The 20,472-nt window shown below is 65.3% G+C and carries 17 protein-coding genes; 8 read left to right on the top strand and 9 right to left on the bottom strand.

All coding sequences use genetic code 11. The annotated features are described in order from the left end of the window. Window positions 1-175: 175 nt before the first annotated feature. From SAJA_RS07805 to SAJA_RS07780, 6 genes are all read left to right on the top strand, one after another. Window positions 176-391, top strand: coding sequence for a hypothetical protein (locus SAJA_RS07805; protein WP_123658109.1), 216 nt, complete (start codon window positions 176-178; stop codon window positions 389-391). A gap of 20 nt (window positions 392-411) precedes the next feature. Next, window positions 412-1,638 (top strand): type II secretion system F family protein, encoded by a 1,227-nt coding sequence (locus SAJA_RS07800; RefSeq protein ID WP_245963260.1) that lies wholly within the window; start codon window positions 412-414, stop codon window positions 1,636-1,638. Beyond that, a complete protein-coding gene (locus SAJA_RS07795; protein ID WP_123658108.1) occupies window positions 1,638-2,519 on the top strand; it encodes a prepilin peptidase in 882 nt (293 codons plus the stop codon). Before SAJA_RS07800 ends, SAJA_RS07795 begins: the two co-directional genes overlap by 1 nt. A gap of 85 nt (window positions 2,520-2,604) precedes the next feature. After that, window positions 2,605-3,246: a dephospho-CoA kinase gene (coaE, locus tag SAJA_RS07790; protein ID WP_123658107.1), complete on the top strand. Its 642-nt coding sequence runs from the start codon at window positions 2,605-2,607 to the stop codon at window positions 3,244-3,246. 67 nt (window positions 3,247-3,313) lie between these two features. Continuing rightward, the gene (locus SAJA_RS07785; protein ID WP_123658106.1) at window positions 3,314-4,078 is read left to right on the top strand and encodes a cell division protein ZapD; all 765 of its coding nucleotides are present in this window, start codon (window positions 3,314-3,316) and stop codon (window positions 4,076-4,078) included. Between the two features lie 32 nt (window positions 4,079-4,110). Beyond that, window positions 4,111-4,308, top strand: a complete 198-nt coding sequence (locus SAJA_RS07780) for a DNA gyrase inhibitor YacG (protein WP_123658105.1) — start codon at window positions 4,111-4,113, stop codon at window positions 4,306-4,308. Between the two features lie 613 nt (window positions 4,309-4,921). Here SAJA_RS07780 and SAJA_RS07775 read toward each other — a convergent pair. Genes SAJA_RS07775 through secA form a run of 3 tightly spaced genes read right to left on the bottom strand, consistent with a single transcriptional unit; the run spans window position 4,922 to window position 9,972 of the window. Beyond that, entirely contained in the window at window positions 4,922-5,896 is a 975-nt protein-coding gene (locus tag SAJA_RS07775) for a Nudix family hydrolase (RefSeq protein ID WP_123658104.1), read from the bottom strand. Continuing rightward, the gene (gene argJ, locus SAJA_RS07770; protein WP_123658103.1) at window positions 5,896-7,110 is read right to left on the bottom strand and encodes a bifunctional glutamate N-acetyltransferase/amino-acid acetyltransferase ArgJ; all 1,215 of its coding nucleotides are present in this window, start codon (window positions 7,108-7,110) and stop codon (window positions 5,896-5,898) included. Before argJ ends, SAJA_RS07775 begins: the two co-directional genes overlap by 1 nt. Before the next feature lie 42 nt (window positions 7,111-7,152). After that, window positions 7,153-9,972 (bottom strand): preprotein translocase subunit SecA, encoded by a 2,820-nt coding sequence (gene secA, locus SAJA_RS07765; protein WP_123658102.1) that lies wholly within the window; start codon window positions 9,970-9,972, stop codon window positions 7,153-7,155. 166 nt (window positions 9,973-10,138) lie between these two features. Here secA and SAJA_RS07760 point away from each other — a divergent pair, with 166 nt between their 5' ends. Beyond that, complete coding sequence (locus SAJA_RS07760) at window positions 10,139-10,591, top strand: DUF721 domain-containing protein (RefSeq protein WP_184999797.1); 453 nt, start codon at window positions 10,139-10,141, stop codon at window positions 10,589-10,591. Window positions 10,592-10,902: 311 nt separating this feature from the next. On the opposite strand, the gene SAJA_RS07755 is transcribed toward SAJA_RS07760, so the two are convergent. Then, window positions 10,903-12,615 carry an ABC transporter ATP-binding protein gene (locus SAJA_RS07755; protein WP_123658100.1) on the bottom strand — a complete coding sequence of 571 codons (1,713 nt, stop codon included), beginning with the start codon at window positions 12,613-12,615 and terminating at the stop codon, window positions 10,903-10,905. Between the two features lie 288 nt (window positions 12,616-12,903). Here SAJA_RS07755 and SAJA_RS07750 point away from each other — a divergent pair, with 288 nt between their 5' ends. Continuing rightward, on the top strand, window positions 12,904-14,088 hold the full coding sequence (locus SAJA_RS07750; RefSeq protein ID WP_245963259.1) for a glycosyltransferase: 1,185 nt from the start codon (window positions 12,904-12,906) through the stop codon (window positions 14,086-14,088). On the opposite strand, the gene SAJA_RS07745 is transcribed toward SAJA_RS07750, so the two are convergent. From SAJA_RS07745 to SAJA_RS07725, 5 genes are all read right to left on the bottom strand, one after another. Next, complete coding sequence (locus tag SAJA_RS07745; protein WP_123658098.1) at window positions 14,085-15,083, bottom strand: sulfotransferase family protein; 999 nt, start codon at window positions 15,081-15,083, stop codon at window positions 14,085-14,087. The genes SAJA_RS07750 and SAJA_RS07745 overlap by 4 nt on opposite strands. Further along, a complete protein-coding gene (locus SAJA_RS07740) occupies window positions 15,076-15,798 on the bottom strand; it encodes a 2OG-Fe(II) oxygenase (protein ID WP_123658097.1) in 723 nt (240 codons plus the stop codon). The genes SAJA_RS07745 and SAJA_RS07740 overlap by 8 nt, the downstream gene beginning before the upstream one ends. Continuing rightward, the gene (locus SAJA_RS07735; RefSeq protein ID WP_245963258.1) at window positions 15,795-16,883 is read right to left on the bottom strand and encodes a mitochondrial fission ELM1 family protein; all 1,089 of its coding nucleotides are present in this window, start codon (window positions 16,881-16,883) and stop codon (window positions 15,795-15,797) included. The genes SAJA_RS07740 and SAJA_RS07735 overlap by 4 nt, the downstream gene beginning before the upstream one ends. Before the next feature lies 1 nt (window position 16,884). Then, window positions 16,885-19,344 carry an ELM1/GtrOC1 family putative glycosyltransferase gene (locus tag SAJA_RS07730; RefSeq protein ID WP_123658095.1) on the bottom strand — a complete coding sequence of 820 codons (2,460 nt, stop codon included), beginning with the start codon at window positions 19,342-19,344 and terminating at the stop codon, window positions 16,885-16,887. Between the two features lie 84 nt (window positions 19,345-19,428). Next, entirely contained in the window at window positions 19,429-20,367 is a 939-nt protein-coding gene (locus tag SAJA_RS07725; RefSeq protein WP_123658094.1) for a lysophospholipid acyltransferase family protein, read from the bottom strand. Window positions 20,368-20,472 lie beyond the last annotated feature (105 nt).

Genomic DNA, 20,472 nt, shown 5'->3' with positions numbered 1-20,472 from the left:
GCGTTCTAGCCCACTGGCGCAGAATGACTGCGCGGCGTGGGCTACGCCTCGTCTTGCCGTAGAACAGCGCTTGGCGCGGACTCGTATGAAACGGCAACAGGCCCTTACGAGTCGATTCGTCGGATGGCAGCGGCTGGCGTATGCTCGGGCCGGTGGGCATACAGGGGGTAGAAACATGGCACGACTGATCATCCTGGGGCTCGTGATCGCCGGCGTGGTGTTCATCGCGCGGCGTCTTCGTCAGCGGGCACGCGTCGAGGCATCCGAGACACCACGGTTCACCTCGACCGTGCGTTGTGACGAGTGCGGGGCCTATATCGCGGCGGACCGGGCCATCACTGACGGCGACGGCCATCGCTGTGCCGAACACGACCGGGCCCCGCGCGGCTGAGCGCCGGCAAGCGATCTGTCGTGCGCGATTCCTCGCCGGCCAACCATACCTTTCACTGGATCGGCACCGACGCCGCCGGGCATCGCGTGACCGGGGCCAGCGAGGCGCCCAACGAGGCGATGATCCGCGCGACGCTGCGCCGTCAGCAGATCCGGCCGATCCGGGTGCGCAAGAAAACCCGGCTGTTCGGTATCGGCGGCAAGCGCCGACGACGTATCGCGGCCGCGGATATTGCGGTGTTCTCGCGTCAGTTGGCCACCCTGCTCTCAGCCGGCGTGCCGTTGGTTCAGTCACTGGAAATCGTGGGTCGCGGTGCCGACAACGCCGCGCTGGGTGAGTTGACCGCGCGTATCAGTGCCGATGTCTCCGACGGCCTGGCCCTGGCCGATGCGCTGGCACGCCATCCGCAGCACTTCGACGAGCTGTATATCGCCCTGGTCGATGCCGGCGAGCGCTCTGGCGCCCTGGAAACGCTGCTGGACAAGATCGCCGCCTACAAGGAAAAGACCGAGGCCATCAAATCCAAGGTCCGAAAAGCCCTGTTCTACCCCACGGCCGTGGTGGTGGTGGCGATCATCGTGGTCGGTATCCTGCTGTATTTCGTGGTGCCCCAATTCCAGTCGTTGTTCGCCGGTTTCGGCGCGGACCTGCCGGCGTTCACATTGCTGGTGATCGGTGCATCGCGCTTCATGCAGCACTGGTGGTGGCTGATCCTGCTGGCCATCGGGGCGACCGGCTTTGGCTTGTATACCGCGCATAAACGCTCTCGGGCGATGCGCCGGGCCACCGATCGGCTGGTCATGCGTCTGCCGGTGATCGGCTCGATCGTCTACAAGGCCGCCGTGGCCCGCTTTGCGCGCACGCTCTCGACCATGTTCGCGGCCGGCGTGCCGCTGGTGGACGCCCTGGATTCGGTCGCCCGGGCGGCCGGCAATGTCGTGTTCGAGGACACCATATTCCAGGTGCGCAATCAGGTCGCCACGGGGCAATCGTTGGCGCTGGCCACCGAGAACACGGGCCGCTTTCCCAGCATGGCCCAACAGATGATGGCCATCGGCGAAGAAGCCGGCGCGCTGGATGCCATGTGTGCCCGCGTGGCGGATTTCTATGAAACCGCGGTCGATGATCAGGTCGACCAGCTGTCGTCGCTTCTGGAGCCGTTCATTATGGCGATCATCGGCGTTCTGGTCGGCGGTATCGTGGTGGCCATGTATCTGCCGATCTTCAAACTCGGGTCGGTGGTCTGATGGCCGATACGCTCACGGGCCTGCCGGTCGCGTTCGTCTATATCGCCATCGGCCTGATCGCGCTCGTTCTGGGCAGTTTTTTCAACGTGGTGATCGTGCGCCTGCCGCGCATGATGATCGCGCGTTGGCAGGCTGAAACCACCGACGCCACGGCCGATCTGGACGGCTCCGGACCCGATCACGCGTTGTCGCTGTCGTTCCCGGCTTCGCACTGCCCGACGTGCGCGACCCCGATCCGGTATCGCCATAACCTGCCGATCGTCGGCTATCTGCTGCTGCGCGGACGCTGCAGTGCCTGCGGCACACAGATTTCCTGGCTTTACCCGATCATCGAACTTTTGAGTCTCGCCGCGGCCGGCGTCGCCGTCGCACGCTTCGGCCTGACCGGCGCGGCACTCGGCGCGTATCTGCTCAGCGCGTATCTGCTGATCCTGGCGGCCATCGATGCCCGCACCCAGCTGCTACCGGACGTGCTGACGCTTTCGCTGCTCTGGCTGGGGCTGCTCGCAAGCCTTTGGCACGGCCAATTCACCGATATCAGCCCACCGGATGCGATCATGGGCGCTGCGGCCGGCTACGGCGTGCTTTGGCTTGTCTTTCAAGGCTTTGCCGCGCTTACCGGCAAGCACGGCATGGGCTACGGCGATTTCAAACTGCTCGCCGCCCTGGGCGCCTGGCTGGGCTGGCAGTCGCTGCCGCTGGTGGTGATCATCGCATCGACAGGCGGCGCGCTTGTGGGCGGCACCCTGCTGGCCACTGGCCGCATGGAGCGCGATACGCCCATGCCGTTTGGGCCTTGGCTGGCCGCGGCCGGCTGGCTGGCACTCATCGCAGGCGATACAATCACCGCCGCTTATTTGCGTTACGCCGGATTGGGTTAGTGTCTGTCACCCGTTTATGCATCAGTCGTCATCTGTGTTGTCAGCCACCGGCACCTGCCGGCTCGACCGCCCGGCAGGCCCGCCCATGACACAACGTTTGACGATCGGCCTGACCGGCGGCATCGCCAGCGGCAAATCCGTGGTTGCCCAATCCTTCGAGCGCCTCGGCGTCACGCTGGTGGATGCCGATCTCGTCTCGCGCGAGATCGTGGCCCCGGGCCAACCGGCCCTGGCCGAAATCATCGAGCGCTTCGGCCCGGATATCGTGGACGCCGAGGGCGCACTCAAACGGCGCGACCTGCGGGCCATCATCTTCGACGATGACGCCGCCCGCCGCGATCTCGAGGCCATCACCCATCCGCGGATCCATGCCGGCGTGGCTGCCCGCCAGGCAGCGGCCGAGTCAGAGTACTGCATCCTGGTGGTGCCGCTTCTGACCCGCTCGAAGATGATCGATCTGGTCGATCGCGTGCTGGTCATCGATGCGCCCGAAGCCGTGCAGCTGGAGCGCCTAATGGGGCGCGACGATATCGACGAGGCTCTGGCACGCAAGATGATCGCGGCCCAGGAAGATCGCGCCGAGCGCTTGGCCATCGCCCAGGACGTGCTGATCAATACCGGGCCTCGAAGCGATATCGCCGATCTGGCGGCGGCGTTTCATGCCGGCTATCAACGGCTTGCACGCGGCGAGATCGCTGATCTACCGCCGCTGCATCTGCCCGGCTAGCGGCCGAATCTTACGCCCGGCGTGCCAGACTCCGCGGTTTGAGGCATGGGGATCTTCGCAATAAATTATGGTCGACGATGATCTGTCCTGCTACGAACAGCCGCTCAACGAGCGTATCCGTACCTTTCTACGGGTCGAGCATCTACTGACACGGCTGTCGCACCACCGCGCCGACACGAGCCACTGGGGCCGTCGGGCCACGGTCGAGGCCACGCTGGATCTGCTCAACGTCATGTCGCGTCACGATATCCGCGGCGAGGCCAGCAAGGCACTGGTCACCCGTCGCGGCACGCTGGCCGCCCTGGCCGAGCGCGACGATATCGATACGCGCGCGCTGACCGACATCCTGGCCGAGATCGATGCCCGTGCCGGCGAGCTGGCCCGTATCCCGCCGCAGTTCGCGGCCTATCGCCTGCGCGATGACGAACTTCTCAAAAGCGTGAACAACCGCACTGCCATCGCTGGCGGCACCTGCAGTTTCGATGTGCCGGCCTATCGGCACTGGCTGCGCCAGAGTGATGCACGCATTACGGCCGATATCGATCGCTGGATCGCCCCGATCGAAACCATCGGCGCCGGCGTGGGGCTGGTACTGCGAATGCTGCGCGAGGCCAGCACCGCCGATGCCTACACGGCCAAATCGGGCGTGTTTCTGCATCAGACGGCCAGCAACACCCAGCTCATCCGTGTATTCGTGGCCGACGACGACGTATTCCCGGAAATCAGCGCCGGGCGTCACCGCGCCACCGTGCGCTTCATGTGCGATGTCGACGGCCGTAGCCGCCAGGCCAGTCGCGACGTGGACTTCCATATGGCCTGCAGTCGTTTGTAGGCTATGGCCCAAACGCCTCACCTGCCATCGTCATGACAAAGACCCTGGAATGCCCGCACTGTGGCCAAGACGCCGACATGAGCGCGGCCAACGCTTATCGCCCCTTCTGCTCGAAACGCTGCAAGCTGATCGATCTGGGCGACTGGCTCGATGAATCCAACCGGATCGCCGACCCCGAAGGCAGCGCCCCCGGTGCCCCCTGGTCGGGCGGCGACGAGACCGCGCACTAGCCCAAAGCGCGATGGTCCGCGAACAAGCGCAAATGAATACAGGCAGAAAGACAATCCGCAGATTACACAGATGACGCAGATTGGTTGGGCGATGCCACGAGCCCGGAGTCATCGCGCTCACCGCGTCAATCGAGCAAGAATATCGTCCGCGAATGAACGCGGATGAGCGCAAATCAATACGGACGGAAAAACAATCCGCAGATTACACAGATGACGCAGATTGGTGGGTCGATGCCACGAGCCCCGAGTCGTCGCGCTCACCGGTCAATCGAGCAAGAATATCGTCCGCGAATGAACGCGGATGGGCGCAAATCAATACGGACAGAAAGACAATCCGCAGATTGCGCAGATTGCGCAGATGACGCAGATTGGTTGGGCGATGCCACGAACCGGGAGTCGTCGCGCTCACCGGGTCAATCGATAAAAATCTTATCTTTTAATCTGTGAAATCTGCGCAATCTGTGGATGAACGTCTTTTCAGAGCAACCACCGATTTCAGGCTATCGTCTTCTTCATCTGCGGCCATCGGCGTTCATCGGCGGATAAACGCCTGTATTCGTTTGCGTTTATCAGTGTTTATTCGCGGCCAACTCTCGTTTGAAGCGCGGAATGCCTAGCTGCCGGGCCAGAAGCCGCGGATGCCGGCCACGCCCTGGGCGTAGTGGTCGCGTGCGGCCCCGAGGTCATCCGGGCGCATGCCGCCCAGGGCATAGACCGGTAGGGCGGCTTCGCCGCGGGCGTCTTCGAACCCTGGCCAGCCCAGCGGGCGCGCCTCGGAATGGGTTTCTGTCGCGGCTACCGGGGATAGTGTCGCGAAATCGGCATTGATCGCTGCGGCGTGTGTCAGCTCGTCGGCGCTGTGGGTCGAAACACCAAACCAGTAGTTATCCGCGATCGGGCGCTTGTCCATGCGCTGGGCACGGCGGGTCGAGCAATGCAGGCCGTCCGCGCTGAGGCGCTCGACCAGCGCCACGCTGCGATCAAGCAGCACACGGGCCTGTTGGCGGCGTGCGTGCTCGAGCACGCGCTTGGCCAGATCAGCGTAGTCGTCATCGTCGAGACCGGGCTGACGCAGCCGGACAAAGGCTTTCGTCCCGTCGCCGACGTGGGCACGCAGCGCCCGATCAAGGGCATCGAACCAGCTCTGGCGCGCACTGCGCCCCCGCCCGATCGACGGCGTGATGATATACAGCGGTGGCAGGTTGAGCGCAGCCAGAATAACGTTGGTGGCCGGCAGCAGCTCGACATCGCTCAAATCGTTTTGAGCACACCAACGGACCTGCTGACCTTCCTGGCCGGCGGGTTCGCCCGTCCAGTTGTCGATACGTGCCACGTGCAGGCGTACGGGGCGCGGGCCGCGGTCGTGCGAAAAACGAATCAGGCTGCGACTGGTCAGATCAGTCACCCCGATTTCCTCGGCCAGCTCACGCGACAGGCATGCCGCCACGGACTCGCCGGGCTCGCGCTTGCCGCCGGGGAACTCCCAGTAGCCGGCGCCGGGCGTATCGGCACGGCGACGCGCGATGAGCAGCCGGTCATGGTCATCGACCAGCACACCGACCGCGATATCCAGGGGCGCTCTATCCATCAGCTGCGGTACTCGGCATTGATGCGTACATATTCGTACGACAAATCCGAGGTGAAGACATGGGTTTCGGCACTGCCGCGGCCGAGCCCCACGCGGATCGTGAATTCCGGACTGGCCATGACCGCGGCAGCCTCGGCCTCAACATAGTCCGGGCGCGGCTGGCCGCCGGCCACAATGGCGACGTCACCAATGGCGATATCCACGCCGTCGATGGCCAGATCATCGATCGGGGCCCGGCCGACGGCAGCCAGTATCCGGCCCCAGTTCGGGTCACCGGCAAAGGCCGCGGTCTTGAACAGCGGCGACTGAGCCACGGTGAAGCCCACGGCGCGGGCTTCGTCGATATCCGCCGCGCCGGCGATATGGATATCCATGAACCGGGTTGCCCCTTCGCCGTCGCGCACGATCGCACAGGCCAACTCCTGCATCAGACCGGTGAGTGCAGCCACAAAAGCGCCCCAGCCCGCCTCGTTGCATTCGATGGCCGCGCCCTGGCCTGTCGCCGAGAGCATGGCCGCATCGTTGGTCGAGGTATCGCCGTCCACGGTAATGCTGTTGAACGAAGCCTGGTTGGCCATGACCAGCGCTTGATGCAGATCGGGCTCGGCAATCGTGGCATCCGTGGCGATGAAGGCCAGCATGGTGGCCATGTTCGGGCAGATCATGCCCGAGCCCTTGGTGATGCCGGTGATATCGCAATATCGACCGCCGCCCAGATCGACCCGGCGCGACGTGCCCTTGGGCACGGTGTCGGTGGTCATGATCGCCCGAGCCGCGGCGAGCCAGCCGGCGTCCGTGTCGTTATCGCACAGAACCGATAACGCCGGTGCCATACGCGTCATGGGCAGCGCCTGGCCGATCACGCCGGTCGAAAACGGCAGGATCTCGGCCTGCTCGAAGCCGCGGGCCACCGCGATCTGATCACAAAGTGTCAAGGCATCCTGCTCACCGGCGATGCCGGTGCCGGCGTTGGCGTTGCCGCTGTTGATGAGCAGCGCCCGCGGGGCGACGGCCGTGAGATGGCGCCGGGCAACGGTCACCGGCGCCGCGGCAAAAGCGTTTTTCGTGAACACGCCGGCCGTGATCGTATTCTCGGCCAGCCAACAGACCGCAATATCGTCGCGCTCGGCGGACTTGATAGCCGCGCCGACGGTCGACCATTTCACCCCGGCGATCGGCGTGAGTGCCGCAGGCGGTGCCAGATTTACAGCCATCGCGGGCCTGTTCCTTGTCGTGTTGGGCCGGTCATGTCGCTTTTATGCGTCACGGCCGTGACAGTGCTTGTATTTCTTGCCGGAGCCACAGGGGCAGGTTTCGTTGCGCCCGATCTTGCGCCCGTCACGGACGAAGGTTTCCGGGTTGGCGTCATCGCCCACGCTGGCATCGGCCTCGCCCGGTTGCGAGGCACCCGGCAGATTGGCCTGGGCCGCGGCCTCGGGCGTCACCGGATGGCCGGATTCGGCGGCCGCCTGGGCTTCGGCCTGCGCAGCCGCCTGGGCCTGGGCCTGTTCAGCGGCCGAGGCGGCGTCCTCGTGCTGGTATTCCATGGCCGCCATCTGGCGCTGGCGATCCTCGCGGGCCTCTTCGGTGATCTGGGTATCCACGCGGCCCCGGGCCAGCACGGTCACGGCCTCATGCTTCAAGCGCGTGAGCATGGTATTGAACATCTCGAAGGCTTCGCGCTTGTACTCATTCTTCGGGTCCTTCTGGGCATAGCCGCGCAGGTGGATACCCTTGCGTAGATAGTCCATCGAGGCCAGATGCTCGCGCCAGAGCGAGTCCAGCACCTGTAGCACGACCGATTTCTCGATCTGGGCCATGTTCTCGGCGCCGGCCGTCTCGCGTTTTTCGTCGTAGGCGGCTTTCAGCTGCTCGCTGATGCGCGCGCGCAGGCCTTCCTCGTCGAGATCGTCTTCCTCGTCGAGCCATTGGCGTACCGGCATCTCGGCGCCGAAGTCACGCGTGATGGCGTTTTCCAGGCCTTCGATATCCCACTGCTCTTCCAGGCTGGCCCGCGGGATATATTCCGAAATGGCTTCGTCGACCACGTCAGACCAGATGTTTTCGACCAGCTCGGAGACCTCTTCGGCATCCATGATCTCGTTGCGCTGCTCGTAGACCACCTGGCGCTGGTCGTTGGCCACGTTGTCGTATTCGAGCAGCTGCTTGCGGATATCGAAGTGATGCCGCTCCACCTTCTGCTGGGCATTTTCGATCGCGCGAGTGACCCACTTGTGCTCGATGGCCTCGCCTTCTTCAAGGCCCAGGTTCTGGAGCATGGCGCGCAGGCGCGGCGGCGTGAAGATCCGCATCAGCGAATCCTCGAGCGACAGATAGAAGCGCGAGGCGCCGGGATCCCCCTGACGACCGGAACGCCCCCGCAGCTGGTTGTCCACGCGGCGCGATTCGTGGCGCTCGGAGCCGATGACCAACAGGCCGCCGGCCTCCAGCACGGCGTCGTGTGTCTTCTGCCACTCCTCGCGCAGGCGGGCACGCCCGTGCTCGTCGTCTTCTTCGAGTGCGGCGATGGCTTCTTCGATATTGCCGCCCAGCACGATATCCGTGCCACGCCCGGCCATGTTGGTGGCGATGGTCACCGCACCGGGGCGCCCGGCCTGGGCGATGATGTCAGCCTCGCGCTCGTGCTGCTTGGCGTTCAAGACCTCGTGGCGAATACCGCGCTCCTTGAGCAGCGCCGAGAGCACTTCCGAGGCATCGATCGAGGCCGTGCCGATCAATACCGGCTGGCCGGTTTCGCTGGCAGTCTTGGCCTCATCGGCGATGGCGGCGAACTTCTCGCGCCCGCTCATGTAGATCTGATCGGGCAGATCCTTGCGCTGGAGCGGTCGGTTGGTGGGAATCACCACCACTTCCAGGCCATAGATCGACTGGAACTCGAAGGCCTCGGTATCGGCGGTGCCGGTCATGCCCGAGAGCTTGTCGTAGAGCCGGAAAAAATTCTGGAAGGTGATCGAGGCCAGCGTCTGGTTCTCTTTCTGGATCTTGACCCCTTCCTTGGCCTCGATCGCCTGGTGCAGGCCATCCGACCAGCGCCGGCCAGGCATCGTACGCCCGGTGAATTCGTCCACGATGACGATCTCGTCATCGGCCACGATATATTCGATGTTCTTGGTATAGAGCGTGTGTGCGCGCAGTGCCGCGTTCATGTGGTGCATGAGCGCGACGTTGTTGGCGTCGTAGAGCGACTCTTCCGGATCCAGCAGATTGGCCTCGTGCATCAAGGCCTCGACCTTCTGATGCCCGTCCTCGGTCAGGTAGGCCTGCTTGTTCTTTTCCTCGGTGAAGTAATCACCCGGGCCTTCTTCTTCTTCCTGCTTGACCAGATGCCGCACCAGACCGTTGACGTCGAGCGAGGTCTGCGGATCATCGTCGGTCGGCCCGGAGATGATGAGCGGCGTGCGTGCCTCGTCGATGAGGATCGAATCGACCTCGTCGATGATGGCGTAGTGCAGGCCGCGCTGGACACGATCGGCCGGCGTGAAGGCCATGTTGTCGCGCAGATAATCAAAGCCGAACTCGTTGTTCGTGCCGTAGGTGATGTCACAGGCATAAGCGGCGCGCTTGGACTGGCTGTCCTGGCCGGAAAAGATCGTGCCGACCGACAGCCCCAGAAACCGATAGAGCTGGCCCATCCACTCGGCGTCGCGGGCGGCCAGATAATCGTTGACCGTGATGATGTGCACGCCCTTGGCCTCGAGCGCGTTGAGATAGGTCGCCAGCGTGGCCACCAGGGTCTTGCCCTCGCCGGTCTTCATCTCGGCGATCTTGCCTTGATGCAGCACCTGACCGCCGACCAGCTGAACATCGAAATGCCGCATGCCTAGCACGCGCTTGGCGGCTTCTCGCACCACCGCAAACGCTTCGGACAGCAGGTCGTCCAGCTCAGCGCCGTCGGCCAGACGGGCCCGAAACTCTTCGGTCTTGGCACCAAGCGCCTCGTCGCTCAAGGACTCGAAGTCGGCCTCGCGAACGTTCACGGCATCGGCAATCTTGTGCATGCGTTTGACCACACGCTGATTGCGACTACCGATGAGTTTGGTCAGAAAATTGCTCATGAACCCTCGTCGTCTGGCCCGGATCGCTTGATATGGCGGATATGACGTACACGCCACACCGCGCGCGATGATAACGAAAAGCCGCTTCCCGGTCTCAACGCATGCGAAAACGGGCCTCGGCGGCTGCTACCATGCCAACTTGGCCTTGCCGCGTACACCGTCCGTTATGGGGGCGACCCCGCAATCAATCCAGTCTTTGCTGCATATTGCAACGCCGGCCGTGGCCGATGTGCTGGGCCGCGCGCGCTTTCTGGCGCGTATGCGCGCGGCATTGCTCGACGTATTGCCCCCGGCGATTGCCCCACACATGCAAGTAGCCGCCTATGAGGCTTATGTGCTGCGTCTGCACGTTGACAACGCCGCCTGGGCCACGCGTCTGCGCTATATGGACGCCGCTCTCAAGCAGGCTCTGGCCCAGCGCATGCGCCTGCAGATCGATCGTATCGATACCAAGGTGCGCCCCGGTATCGGGCCGGTTACCGCAGCACCGGCGCGCCCGCGCTATGTCTCACCCACCGCCCGCGCCCATCTCGAGCAAAGCGCGCGATATATCGAAGATCGTGATCTGGCCGACGCGCTTAACCGGCTGGCCGCGGCCGGGCGCGACACGCCCGACTGATCGGGCGCGCGAAGCTAGGGCCTGTTGCCGTTTCATACGAGCGCCGCGTTGGCGTCCGCAAATCGTGTCCTGCAAGGCGCGAGTCGCCGTATCGTGGCGTGCCACGATCAAGGCTCGCAACGCCGCAGGGCGCCCATCTTTAATTTTTATGGGCGGCCCAACCCTTCGGGACAAGCGCCCACAAAGTGAGCGACGCGTCGGCAATACAGCGTTCTAGCCCACTAGCGCAGAATGCCTGCGCGGCGTGGGCTACGCCTCGTCTTGCCGCAAAACAGCGCTTGGCGCGGGCTCGCATGAAACGGCAACAGGCCCTAAGCGCTGACGCGCTCATCCGCGCCCATCAGCCGGGCCTGGCCGTTCTCGATCCGATAGACCCGATCCGAGCGCTCCGTCAGCGCCGCGCGATGGGACACCGCCAGCACGGTATAGTCGCTGCCCAGCGCGCCCAGCGTGGCACTGACCGCTTTCTCGGTATCCGGATCGAGCGCGCTCGTGGCCTCGTCGAGAATCACCAGCCGCGGCTTGTGCACGAGCGCTCGTGCGATCACCACACGCTGGCGCTGGCCGCCTGACAGCCGGCCGCCATGCTCCCCCACGTTGGTGTTCACGCCATCGGCCAGGCCAGCCACGAAATCCGCGGCCCCGGCCTTGTCGAGTGCGGCATGCACATCGGCCTCGGTGAGGGCGGTGTCGCCCAGCACGATGTTGTTATAGATAGTGTCGTGCAAGAGCACCGTGTCCTGGGGCACATAGCCGATCAGATTGCGCCAGGCGCGGATATCCAGCGCGTCGATGGCCTGGCCATCAATCAGTACCCGGCCGGACGATGCCCGCAACAGCCCGATGATGAGATCGATGAGCGTGGTCTTGCCGGCCCCGGAGAAACCGATGAGTGTCGTGAACTGGCCTGCCGGTACGTGCAGATCGACGTTCTTGAGCACCGTATTGCCATCGTAGTCAAAACAGACGTCCTCCAGGCGGATATCCCGATCCAGCGTGGGCTGTCGGTCACCGAACGGCTCTTCACGCGCATCTCTGGCTTCGTCGATGGCCGACATCATCGACCAGTAGAACGATTCCTTGGAGGCCAGCTTCTGATACTCCTGCTGCAGCTTGGACAGCTTGGTCAGCAGCCGTGCCAGCACGATCGTGAGCACCATGATCTCGGAGAGTTGCAGTTCGAGCAGCGTCAGCGACGCCGCCACGCCGGCGACCAGCACCAGCCCGATCAGCAGCTCTTGGGTGGCCTTGAGCGTCTCGCTCGCGAGCACGCTGGTGCGCAGCGCGCTGTTGAGATTGCGCGTCTGGCGCTCGAGCATCTGATCCATCTCGCGCTCGCGGGCCATGGCTTTCAACGGTTTGAGCGAGGACAGCGAATCGGTCAGCAGCCCCATCAGGCCCTGAAACGCGTTCTTCTGTCGCGAGCCGGCCTCACGCGAGATCGAGACCATGACCTTCAACAGCGCGAAGATCCCGACGCCGATCGCGATGGCCAGACAGGCGATCTTCCAGTTGATCAGCATGGCCACGGTCAGAAACACCGCGCACTGCGACAGCAGCGCCGACAGACTGGCCAGCGACTGGAACGCACTCGCGCTATTGGAGGCTTCGGTCGAGATCGAGTTGGCCAGCCGGCCCGTGCGTTGGCTCAGGAAATACTGCCAGCGCGAGGCCGAAAGCGCGCGCAGGAACGACAGCCTCGTGTTGGTCGCGATCGCGGCCACGGTGTAGCCGACCTGGCGATAAGCCACCAACGTCAGGCCGGCCTTCACCACCAGGCCGATCAATACCAGCACGATCATCACGCCTACCGAGGGCGTGATTGAGGCCCAGTCCAGCGCTTGGGTGAGAAAATCCGACGTGCTGGCGCCGACCAGCGACGCGCTGTCGCCGGTCGCCACGGTCAGCAGCGGCAACAGCGTGGACAGGCTCAAGCCCTCGGCGATACTGGCAATCGCGAGCGCCAGCCAGACGATGATCACCTGGCGTGGATAATGATAGAAAAAGTCTTTAATCAGTTGCACGCGCGGACCCGCTTTGATTTCAACGCGTAGTTATCACGCCCGGGCAACCCGGCGCGTGTACGCATACGCCTGCGCAGCGTATTCTGGGGCGCTGGATTCTACGCACCTCGGACGTCGCTTGCTGGTGATTGGCCTGGCCGATATGTTCTTGCCGGCGTGCACGGCCCGGTGCATGGCCGCGACATTAGCGATGTCGGACAATAACCTCAGCGTACACGGTGTGGTCGCTGGCTGCCCTGTTCCGGCCGCTCTGTAATGTCAGCCAGCGCCACAAGCAAACGCCTGTGTGTGTTCACGTCCGCGCTTGGCGGCGGCGGCGTCCAGCGTTCCATGCGTCAGCTGGCCAGCGGCCTTGCCGCCCGCGGCTATACCGTGGATCTCGTGGTGTGTCACGGGGATCGGCAACTGGCCCGCGAGCTGGCAGCCGCGCACGTGAACGTCGTGGTGCTGCGCCCCAGCTGGCCCGGGGTGGGACGGCTGCTGGCACTCAAGGCCGATCCATTGGCGCTGGGCCTGCTGGGTTCGACCGTGCTCTGGCCGCTCAAAACCTGGCGCAAACTGGCCTATCTGGCCGCGCTTCGTGATCATCTGCGACAGCACCCGCCGGTCGGGCTGCTTTCTGCGATGACCCAATGCAACCTCGTGGCACTCTGGGCGCATCGCCTGGCCGGGTGCCCCGGCCGTGTCGTGGTCAGCGAGCGCAACATGCTGTCTGCCTTCATCACGCGACACGCCGACAAATGGCGCTGGCAATATCTGGCCCCGCTCGTGGCCCATGCTTATCAGCGCGCCGATGCCATCGTGGCGGTCTCTCAGGCGGTCGCCGATGATCTGGCACACACCACCGGGCTCGCCCACGCAGCGATCGTCACCGCGCCCAATCCGGTTATAGACGATGTGCTGCGCGGCGACGTCGCCGAGGCCCGGCGTGGCCCACACCTCGCCAGCCCCAAGCCCACCGTGCTCGGCGTGGGCCGGCTGGTGGATCAGAAAGACCCCATGACGCTGCTACGCGCCTTTGCCCGAGTCCGTCGGCATCGCAGCGCCCGGCTGGTGCTCATCGGTGAGGGCGACCAGCGCCCGGCCCTGCTGGCCGAGGCCGCAGCACTGGGCATTGCCGAGGACGTGTCCCTGCCCGGCTGGGACGAGCGGCCGTTTCATGCCATGGCCATGGCCGATGTGTTCGTGCTGGCCTCGCGCTGGGAAGGGCTGCCCGGCGTGCTGATCCAGGCGCTGGCCTGCGGCTGCCCGGTCGTCGCGACCGACGCACCGGGCGGCAGCGCCGAGATCCTGGCGCACGGCCGCTACGGCCACTTGGTGCCCGTGGGTGATGTTGAAGCCATGGCACAGGCGATCGAGGCGAGCCTGGATGCGCCCGGCGATCGCGCCGCGCGTCTGGCACGTGCCGAGGATTATTCGGTCGAGCGTGCGACCGCCGTCTATGCCGCTCTGCTCGACCCTGGCCTCATCTAACCCTTGGCCTTCAGATCCCGCCACACCTGACGCACTTCGTGGATCGGGCTGGCCGGGTTCCAGCGGGCTCGCGTGGTCACGCCGCGCATGTGATCGAACTCGGCCAGAAACGGGCCCAGACCGCGTACGTCCTCGGCCAGCTGCTCCCAGCGCGCCAGAAATTCGGGGTCGGTCAGCGACATCTCGTCGGCGGCCACCGCGTCCAGTAGCCGATAGCCTTCGGTGGTCCAGCGATTGGCCTGCGGATCGGCGATCAGGTCATCGCGCGAGAACCGTGAAGCGGGCTTGTCCTGTTTGAGGAACTGTGTGGCGTAGTCTTCGATACCCGCGGATTCCTGCACGCCGAGCGGCAAGCCCAGATCACGCGCGACGCGCCCGAGCTGGCTTCTCGGATCCGCCATCAGCCGATCGAAATCGACCACGGCACGGGGCCGATGTGCCGTGCGATAGAAATAGGGCACCACATTGACCAGCCACTCCATGTCCGACCAGACCTGGCGGCCCCGCTGCGGGTTGATCTTGCCCCGCGAGCGCGCCACGGACAGTGGATTGCGCAGGGCGATGACATAACGCACGTCCAAGTCCAGGGCCTCGTGGATGCCCTCCCAGAACGGCATGGTGCGTAGCGTGCGCGAGTATTTATAGCCCCAGAGCGGGGTATTGCCAAAACGCGCGCCCAGCGTGGCGATGGCCTGCTGCTGGATCGCGCGCAGCGCCGGGGTTTCGAATACGGCGTCATCCAGCAGGCGCACGCTGTGCCCCCGGATGCCCAGCGCTCGCTTCAAGCGTTTGCTGATCGCCAGCACGTCGTTATCTTCGAAAAACCCGGTCGGGTTCTTGCCGCCGGGCCGACGCAGCTTGTCGCCCAGATCGACACCCAGTGCGGCCAGCCCGCGCGTGATCGCCGATGTACCGCTACGCCCGGCCCCCAGCACCGGCACGACGGTCGAGCGCGCCGGATCCGGCGGCGCCACCGTCTCACCGGTCTCAGACATCACGCAGTTCCTCGCCCTTCAAACGGCCCTTCACACGGCGTACCGCGGCCCGCACACGATCGTTGATCACGACAATGAAGACCTTGCGGTGCATGCCTTCCGGGCAGGTGATCTCGCGCACGCCGTGCCAGGACTTGGCCTGGCGCTGGAACAGCAGGCTGTAGTTGCCCACGCTTTCGCCCTCGTAGGCATCCGGGAAATCCTCGAACGCCGGGGCCGATTTCCGATCAAAGGCGCCGTGGTCATCCAGAATCACGGTATCCCCGCCCCATTGGGGCGACCAAGTCTCTGGCGAGCTGAAATAGAAGATATGCGAGCCGAGCTTGCGCTGGGCATCACAGTGCGGGGATACCGACGCGCCGGTGGGGGCGTAGTGCCAGTGGAAGTTCAGCTTGAACAGGCCTCGCCCGAACATCTTCTTGATGAAGGCGTGGTATTCGTCGGACTGCAGCTCATCGATGAAACCCTGCCAGGCCGGCGAGATATCGATGCCGGGCCGATATTCCAGCGAGTAGCGATCGTGTGGTTTTTGCCCGTGCGAGCGGGCCTGGCCGAACTGCGGCGTCATCTGGTCGGTCGTGGGCATCGAATCCAGCAGCGCGGCATAGCCGGCCTCGGTCAGCAGTGCGGCCGGATTGGTCCACGGATACGGATCGGTATTACGAAACGCCTTGCCGTCCATCGCGGCCAGCTTGTCGAAATCGAGATAGGTCATGATGCGTATCCGGTCGAAGAATAAGAATCGGGCGTGCCTGTGTGCCAGCCCATCAGCTGCTCGATGGCCGCCACCGCGCGTGCCATATCGGGCGGCGGCGGGGCCGGCGTGGGCGTATCGACAAGCCCGGCATCGCGCAGGCCCTGGTGAAAGGCCGCGAAATCGCGTCTCGGCTTGTGCCAGCCCCCATAGACTAAAGCACGATGAATCGGCTTGACCATAGCGGGCAACGATCGCGGAGAACGCCGGGCCGGCCATTCGAACAAGTCGACCGGGCGCCCCGTTGCCGCGGCCTCGGCCGGCAGCGAGGCCGAATCGCCGGTCACGACAAACCGATCGGCCAGCGCCAGAAACGCCGGATACGGGTTATCCGCATCATCAGCGCGCCAATGATGCAGATAATGCGGCGCGACTAGCCGCGCCGCGATCGCCGCGGTGGCTGCTGCCGGCGTACGCCGGCTCGTCGTTGCCAGCACGCTGCCCTGATTCGCGCCGGCCACAGCGTTGACACGATCAGCCAGCTGCTCGGCCGTTGCCACGTCCAGCCGATGGCTGGAACTGTCGCCGCCGACCAAGAGTGCGGTCCAAGGCCGGGGCAGATGCGCCAGCCGGGGCGCCCAGCGCTTGGCCGCCTCGGCCTGGCGCCGGGCGTCGATCACGTTCAAGGGCAGCGTGGCGCGCAAGACGTTCGCTGCCTCGGGCACACGAAACTGGGCCGTGGTGATCACCAGATCGAAGGCGGCAAGCGGCATTTGCGTATGCAGCAGATGCACCAACCGCGTATGCCCGCCGGATTGTTTCTTGATCCAGCGCGCAATCGGTGCCGAGCGCCGCGACGCCGCGATCACCAGATCCGGCCACGGCGGCGCCAACGCGGCCGCCCTGGACGACAGCGTGGTCGCCCGCGCGCCGATCAGCGGGTTAGGCAGGTGGTTGAGCCGGTTCCAGTCCAGCTGGCGCGTCTCATAAGACCAGCCCAGCGCCTCAGCCAACGCAATCATCTGTGCGTTTCCGCCGGCGCCCTCACCGAGCAGCACCCAGACGGTGGGCCCCGCCGCGGGCCAATCCTTGGCCGGGCGCGTCACGCTAACCGGCCTGCCGAGCCGTGGCGGCGCGACGCTGGCCGCCCGCTGGCGTCGCTGCATCGCCCGGCAAGGGCAGCAGCGCGCGAATTCGTCGGGCCAACCACTCGGTTTCGTGCCAGACCGGCGGGCGAAACGCCTCGAGCGCGTCGTCCAGATAGCGCGCCACGCCTTGATCGATGAGTGCTTCGTGCAGCTCGGGCATATTACGGCGCGGCACGAACACGCGCTGCTCGACCAGGCGCGCACACAGATACTGCAGGCCTTCCTGTGGCCGGCGAGAGCCGCGCTTGTTGAAGCGATCACGCGCGGCCTGGCCCACCACCCAATCAGCCAACCGACGCCGTAGATCCGGCCGGGCCTCGGGCACCGGGGCGATATAGACCGGCCGACCGGTGGCGATCGCCTCGGCCAGCATGGATTCACTCTCGCCGGTGACCACAAGCCGATCGGCATGGGCCAGATAGCCCAGATACGGGTTGGCCGCGCCGGCGGTCTGCCCGGCCCAGTCGATGAACACGGAATCGGGACCGCGAGCAGCCTCGATGGCCTGGCTGGCCGCGGCCGGCGTGCGCCGGCTGTTGAGAATCGCCAGCTGCCCGCCGGCCGCGCGGGCCTGCTCGCCGATCCGGCGCGTCAGATGTTTGGCGGTGGCCGCGTCCAGAGCGTGCTGAGGCGTATCGCCGCCAACCAGCCAGACGATATGCGGGCCGGGCTGCTCGGCGAACACATCCGGCCAATCACGGCGCGCCTGAGCCAGGCGTGCGCTGGCCACACGGCTTGGCGGCAGCACGGTCGCGATCTGGCGTGGATTGGGCGGCAGGTCGAAATGCTGACAGACCACGGCAACATCCTGGCTTTCGCCGATACGCCCGCCGCGCCGGCCCATCAGCACCAGCCGGGTTCGGGCCAGGCTGCGCCGGGCAACGGCTTGTGCGGCCAGGCTGGGCAACCAGCCGGACGCCACGATCACATCCGGCCACGGCGGAGCCAGCTCCCCGGGCCAGGCCCCGGCCGGGCGGCCGGTGAGGCCGCGCACCAGATCCCCGGCCAGCGCACGGGCATAACGTCGTGGTGCGCGCTCGATCGGCTTATCGGTCAGCGACCAGCCCAGCGCCCGGGCCACGCCGAGCGCCTGGCTGCGATGCCCGGTCTTGTAGTGCGTAAGCGCCCAGACCGTGGGCTCGCGATGGGCCAGTGCCCCGCCCGACCAGCGCCAGACGCGATCAGCGCGCCCGCGCCGCGGCTTGCGCACGATCAGTCGCCAGTGCCGGTCCGGTGCCCGGCAGGCCGCCGATACCAGCAGCTGATACCACCAGATCGCATCGGCCGGTGTATGCCGGCTGCGGCTGGTATCCAGCGTGATCGAGACACAGACTGCCCGGGCCGCCGCAGCGAACAGGCCATCCAGTATCCAGGGCAGATCGGCATCGGGCAGATGGACCAGATCGTCGGCCAGCACGGCGTCACACGCCGCAAGCGGTGTATCAGCCAGCAGGTCGGCGACGCTGGCGCGAGTCACCGCGCTGACGCGCAGATCGCGTGGCCGCAGTGTGGCACCGGGTGCCGAGAAATACGTGGCCTGCTTGATCTTGCAGTCAGTCATCAGGCGCTTGAAGTCAGCCAGCGCGGCCGGGCTGATATCGCTCGCCCGCGCGTGCCCCGCCGGCCCGGCCTGTTGTCGTACCAGCAGCGGCGAGGGCACGTCACGGCCCCAGACCTGAAAGCCGGCCGCATCGGCCTCGTCCTCGATCTGTTGCCAGATCGCGCCCGCCGGGTTGGGCCGGTAGACATAATCCTGTGGCGTGGGCCGCCAGGGCTGGGTATGGATCGTGGTGTAGTGGACCACCGCCGACTCGCCGGGCACGTATTCGGCATCGCGGGCGTTCCAGGCATCGTCGAGATCGGCCCAGAGGCCGGCATCGCGCATCTGTTTTTCCAGCTCGCGATTACCCACGCGGCGCGCGGTGTCGCTATTCCATAGCCCGACCATGCGCGCACAGTCCATGAGCATGACCGAAGTATCGCGATCATTGATCGACAACACGCCGGCACCGCCCATTTCGGCATCGAACAGCTCGGCCGGATCCCGCAGATAGATCTGGTCGGTATCGTTATAGATCGCCCGGCCCGTGCCCGCGGCCAGCTCGGGGATCATGAAACGATAGTTGGTGAACCCGGTCAGCCAGAGCCGACGCTCGAAGCCGGCAAAATCCTTCATCAGATGGATATCGTAGGCCCGGGCCGGATCACGAACCCGCTCGATCGAGTAGATGAATGCGCGTTCGGCCCGAAACTGCACGGCCTCGGTGCCCAGATAGATCTGCACCGCCGGCTTGGCGCTGGGCGTCACCCCGGACCGTGGCCCCAAGCGCACACGCATCGTTTCTGCCTGGCCGGAATCGGCGTGGCGAAGATCGCCTTCCCAGAAGGTCTCGGCGATGCGTTTGATACGAATGGCCACGGGCTACCTGCTGTGTCGGTTCCGAAGAAAAGCAGAGCGCATTATAGCGCCGCGCGGGCCGCCCGGGCGCAAGGCCCGCGGCTATCAGGCATGGTGCTGATACACCTGCTTGGGCCAGCGACGCTTCAGACACAGCCACTGCTCAGGCCGTGCCAGAATCTCGCGCTCGAACAGGGCATTGATCTGGCGCGACATATCCAACACCTGATCATCGTTGGGCGCCTGCAGATCAGCCGGGGTGATCGGCGGATGGATATTCACCCGAAAGCGCCCGCCCGGTAGACGCTCGGCCAGAACCGGCACCAGATCACAGTCGAATTTCAGCGCCAGGCGCGCCGGCATGGTGTTGGTCATCGCCGGCTCGCCGAAGAACGAGACCGACTCGCCCGAATCCAGCCGGGTATCGACCGTCAGGCCGATCGACTGGCCCTGGCGTAGCGCGCGCACGAACGCCCGCATGCCACCATCGCGCGCGACAAGCGGGGCATCAAAGACAGCCCGAAACCGATTGAGCAGGCGATCGACGTAGGGATTCTGCTCGGGCGCATAGATCACCGGAATCGTCATGCCGTATTCCGGACCAATGAGCGGCGTCATCTGCCAGGGCCCCAGATGGGCGGTGACGAACACCGTGCGTCGTTCGGCCGTGGGGGTCGTGGCACCGGGCATTTCGTTGAATTCCAGCCGGCTACGGCGTGCCCGCCAGATACGACGCAGGTTGACAAGCTCGGCAAACGCCACGCCGACGTTGGCGAACGAGGCCCGGGTCAGCCGATCAAGCTCGGGCGCGTCTGCGCTCGAGAACACGACTCTGAGATTACTGCGAACCTTGTCGATCCGCGGGGAGAAACGCCCCAGCACGTGACCCAGCCATGCACCCAGCGCGAGTGCACCGCGCAGCGGCAGCGCGCGCACCACGGCCACCACGAGGCCGATCGCAGCGGCCTCGGCCAGCCACATCGGCCGTGCCAGCCAGCCGGAGACATCCTGGCTGCGCTGCGACGAGAAATAGAATCGTGGCATGCCCTCGTGCCTCTATCGCAACGACGTGGCGACGCGGCGCGCCGCTGTGGCCCGGCATGCGGTGATCGCACGCCGGGATTGCCAGTAAATAGCCAGTAACGGGCC

The organism is Salinisphaera japonica YTM-1 (assembly GCF_003788585.1).
Taxonomy (GTDB): Bacteria; Pseudomonadota; Gammaproteobacteria; order Nevskiales; family Salinisphaeraceae; genus Salinisphaera; species Salinisphaera japonica.
Note: the sequence above shows the minus strand (reverse complement) of the source record. Positions and strands in the feature narration are given on the sequence as shown.

What these genes read in the sequence shown, in the direction of transcription:
- SAJA_RS07805 (WP_123658109.1), top strand. Translation starts at nt 176, where the DNA reads ATGGCACGACTGATCATCCTGGGGCTCGTGATCGCCGGCGTGGTGTTC.
- SAJA_RS07795 (WP_123658108.1), top strand. Translation starts at nt 1,638, where the DNA reads ATGGCCGATACGCTCACGGGCCTGCCGGTCGCGTTCGTCTATATCGCC.
- coaE (WP_123658107.1), top strand. Translation starts at nt 2,605, where the DNA reads ATGACACAACGTTTGACGATCGGCCTGACCGGCGGCATCGCCAGCGGC.
- SAJA_RS07785 (WP_123658106.1), top strand. Translation starts at nt 3,314, where the DNA reads ATGGTCGACGATGATCTGTCCTGCTACGAACAGCCGCTCAACGAGCGT.
- SAJA_RS07780 (WP_123658105.1), top strand. Translation starts at nt 4,111, where the DNA reads ATGACAAAGACCCTGGAATGCCCGCACTGTGGCCAAGACGCCGACATG.
- SAJA_RS07775 (WP_123658104.1), bottom strand. Translation starts at nt 5,896, where the DNA reads ATGGATAGAGCGCCCCTGGATATCGCGGTCGGTGTGCTGGTCGATGAC.
- argJ (WP_123658103.1), bottom strand. Translation starts at nt 7,110, where the DNA reads ATGGCTGTAAATCTGGCACCGCCTGCGGCACTCACGCCGATCGCCGGG.
- secA (WP_123658102.1), bottom strand. Translation starts at nt 9,972, where the DNA reads ATGAGCAATTTTCTGACCAAACTCATCGGTAGTCGCAATCAGCGTGTG.
- SAJA_RS07760 (WP_184999797.1), top strand. Translation starts at nt 10,139, where the DNA reads ATGGGGGCGACCCCGCAATCAATCCAGTCTTTGCTGCATATTGCAACG.
- SAJA_RS07745 (WP_123658098.1), bottom strand. Translation starts at nt 15,083, where the DNA reads ATGTCTGAGACCGGTGAGACGGTGGCGCCGCCGGATCCGGCGCGCTCG.
- SAJA_RS07740 (WP_123658097.1), bottom strand. Translation starts at nt 15,798, where the DNA reads ATGACCTATCTCGATTTCGACAAGCTGGCCGCGATGGACGGCAAGGCG.
- SAJA_RS07725 (WP_123658094.1), bottom strand. Translation starts at nt 20,367, where the DNA reads ATGCCACGATTCTATTTCTCGTCGCAGCGCAGCCAGGATGTCTCCGGC.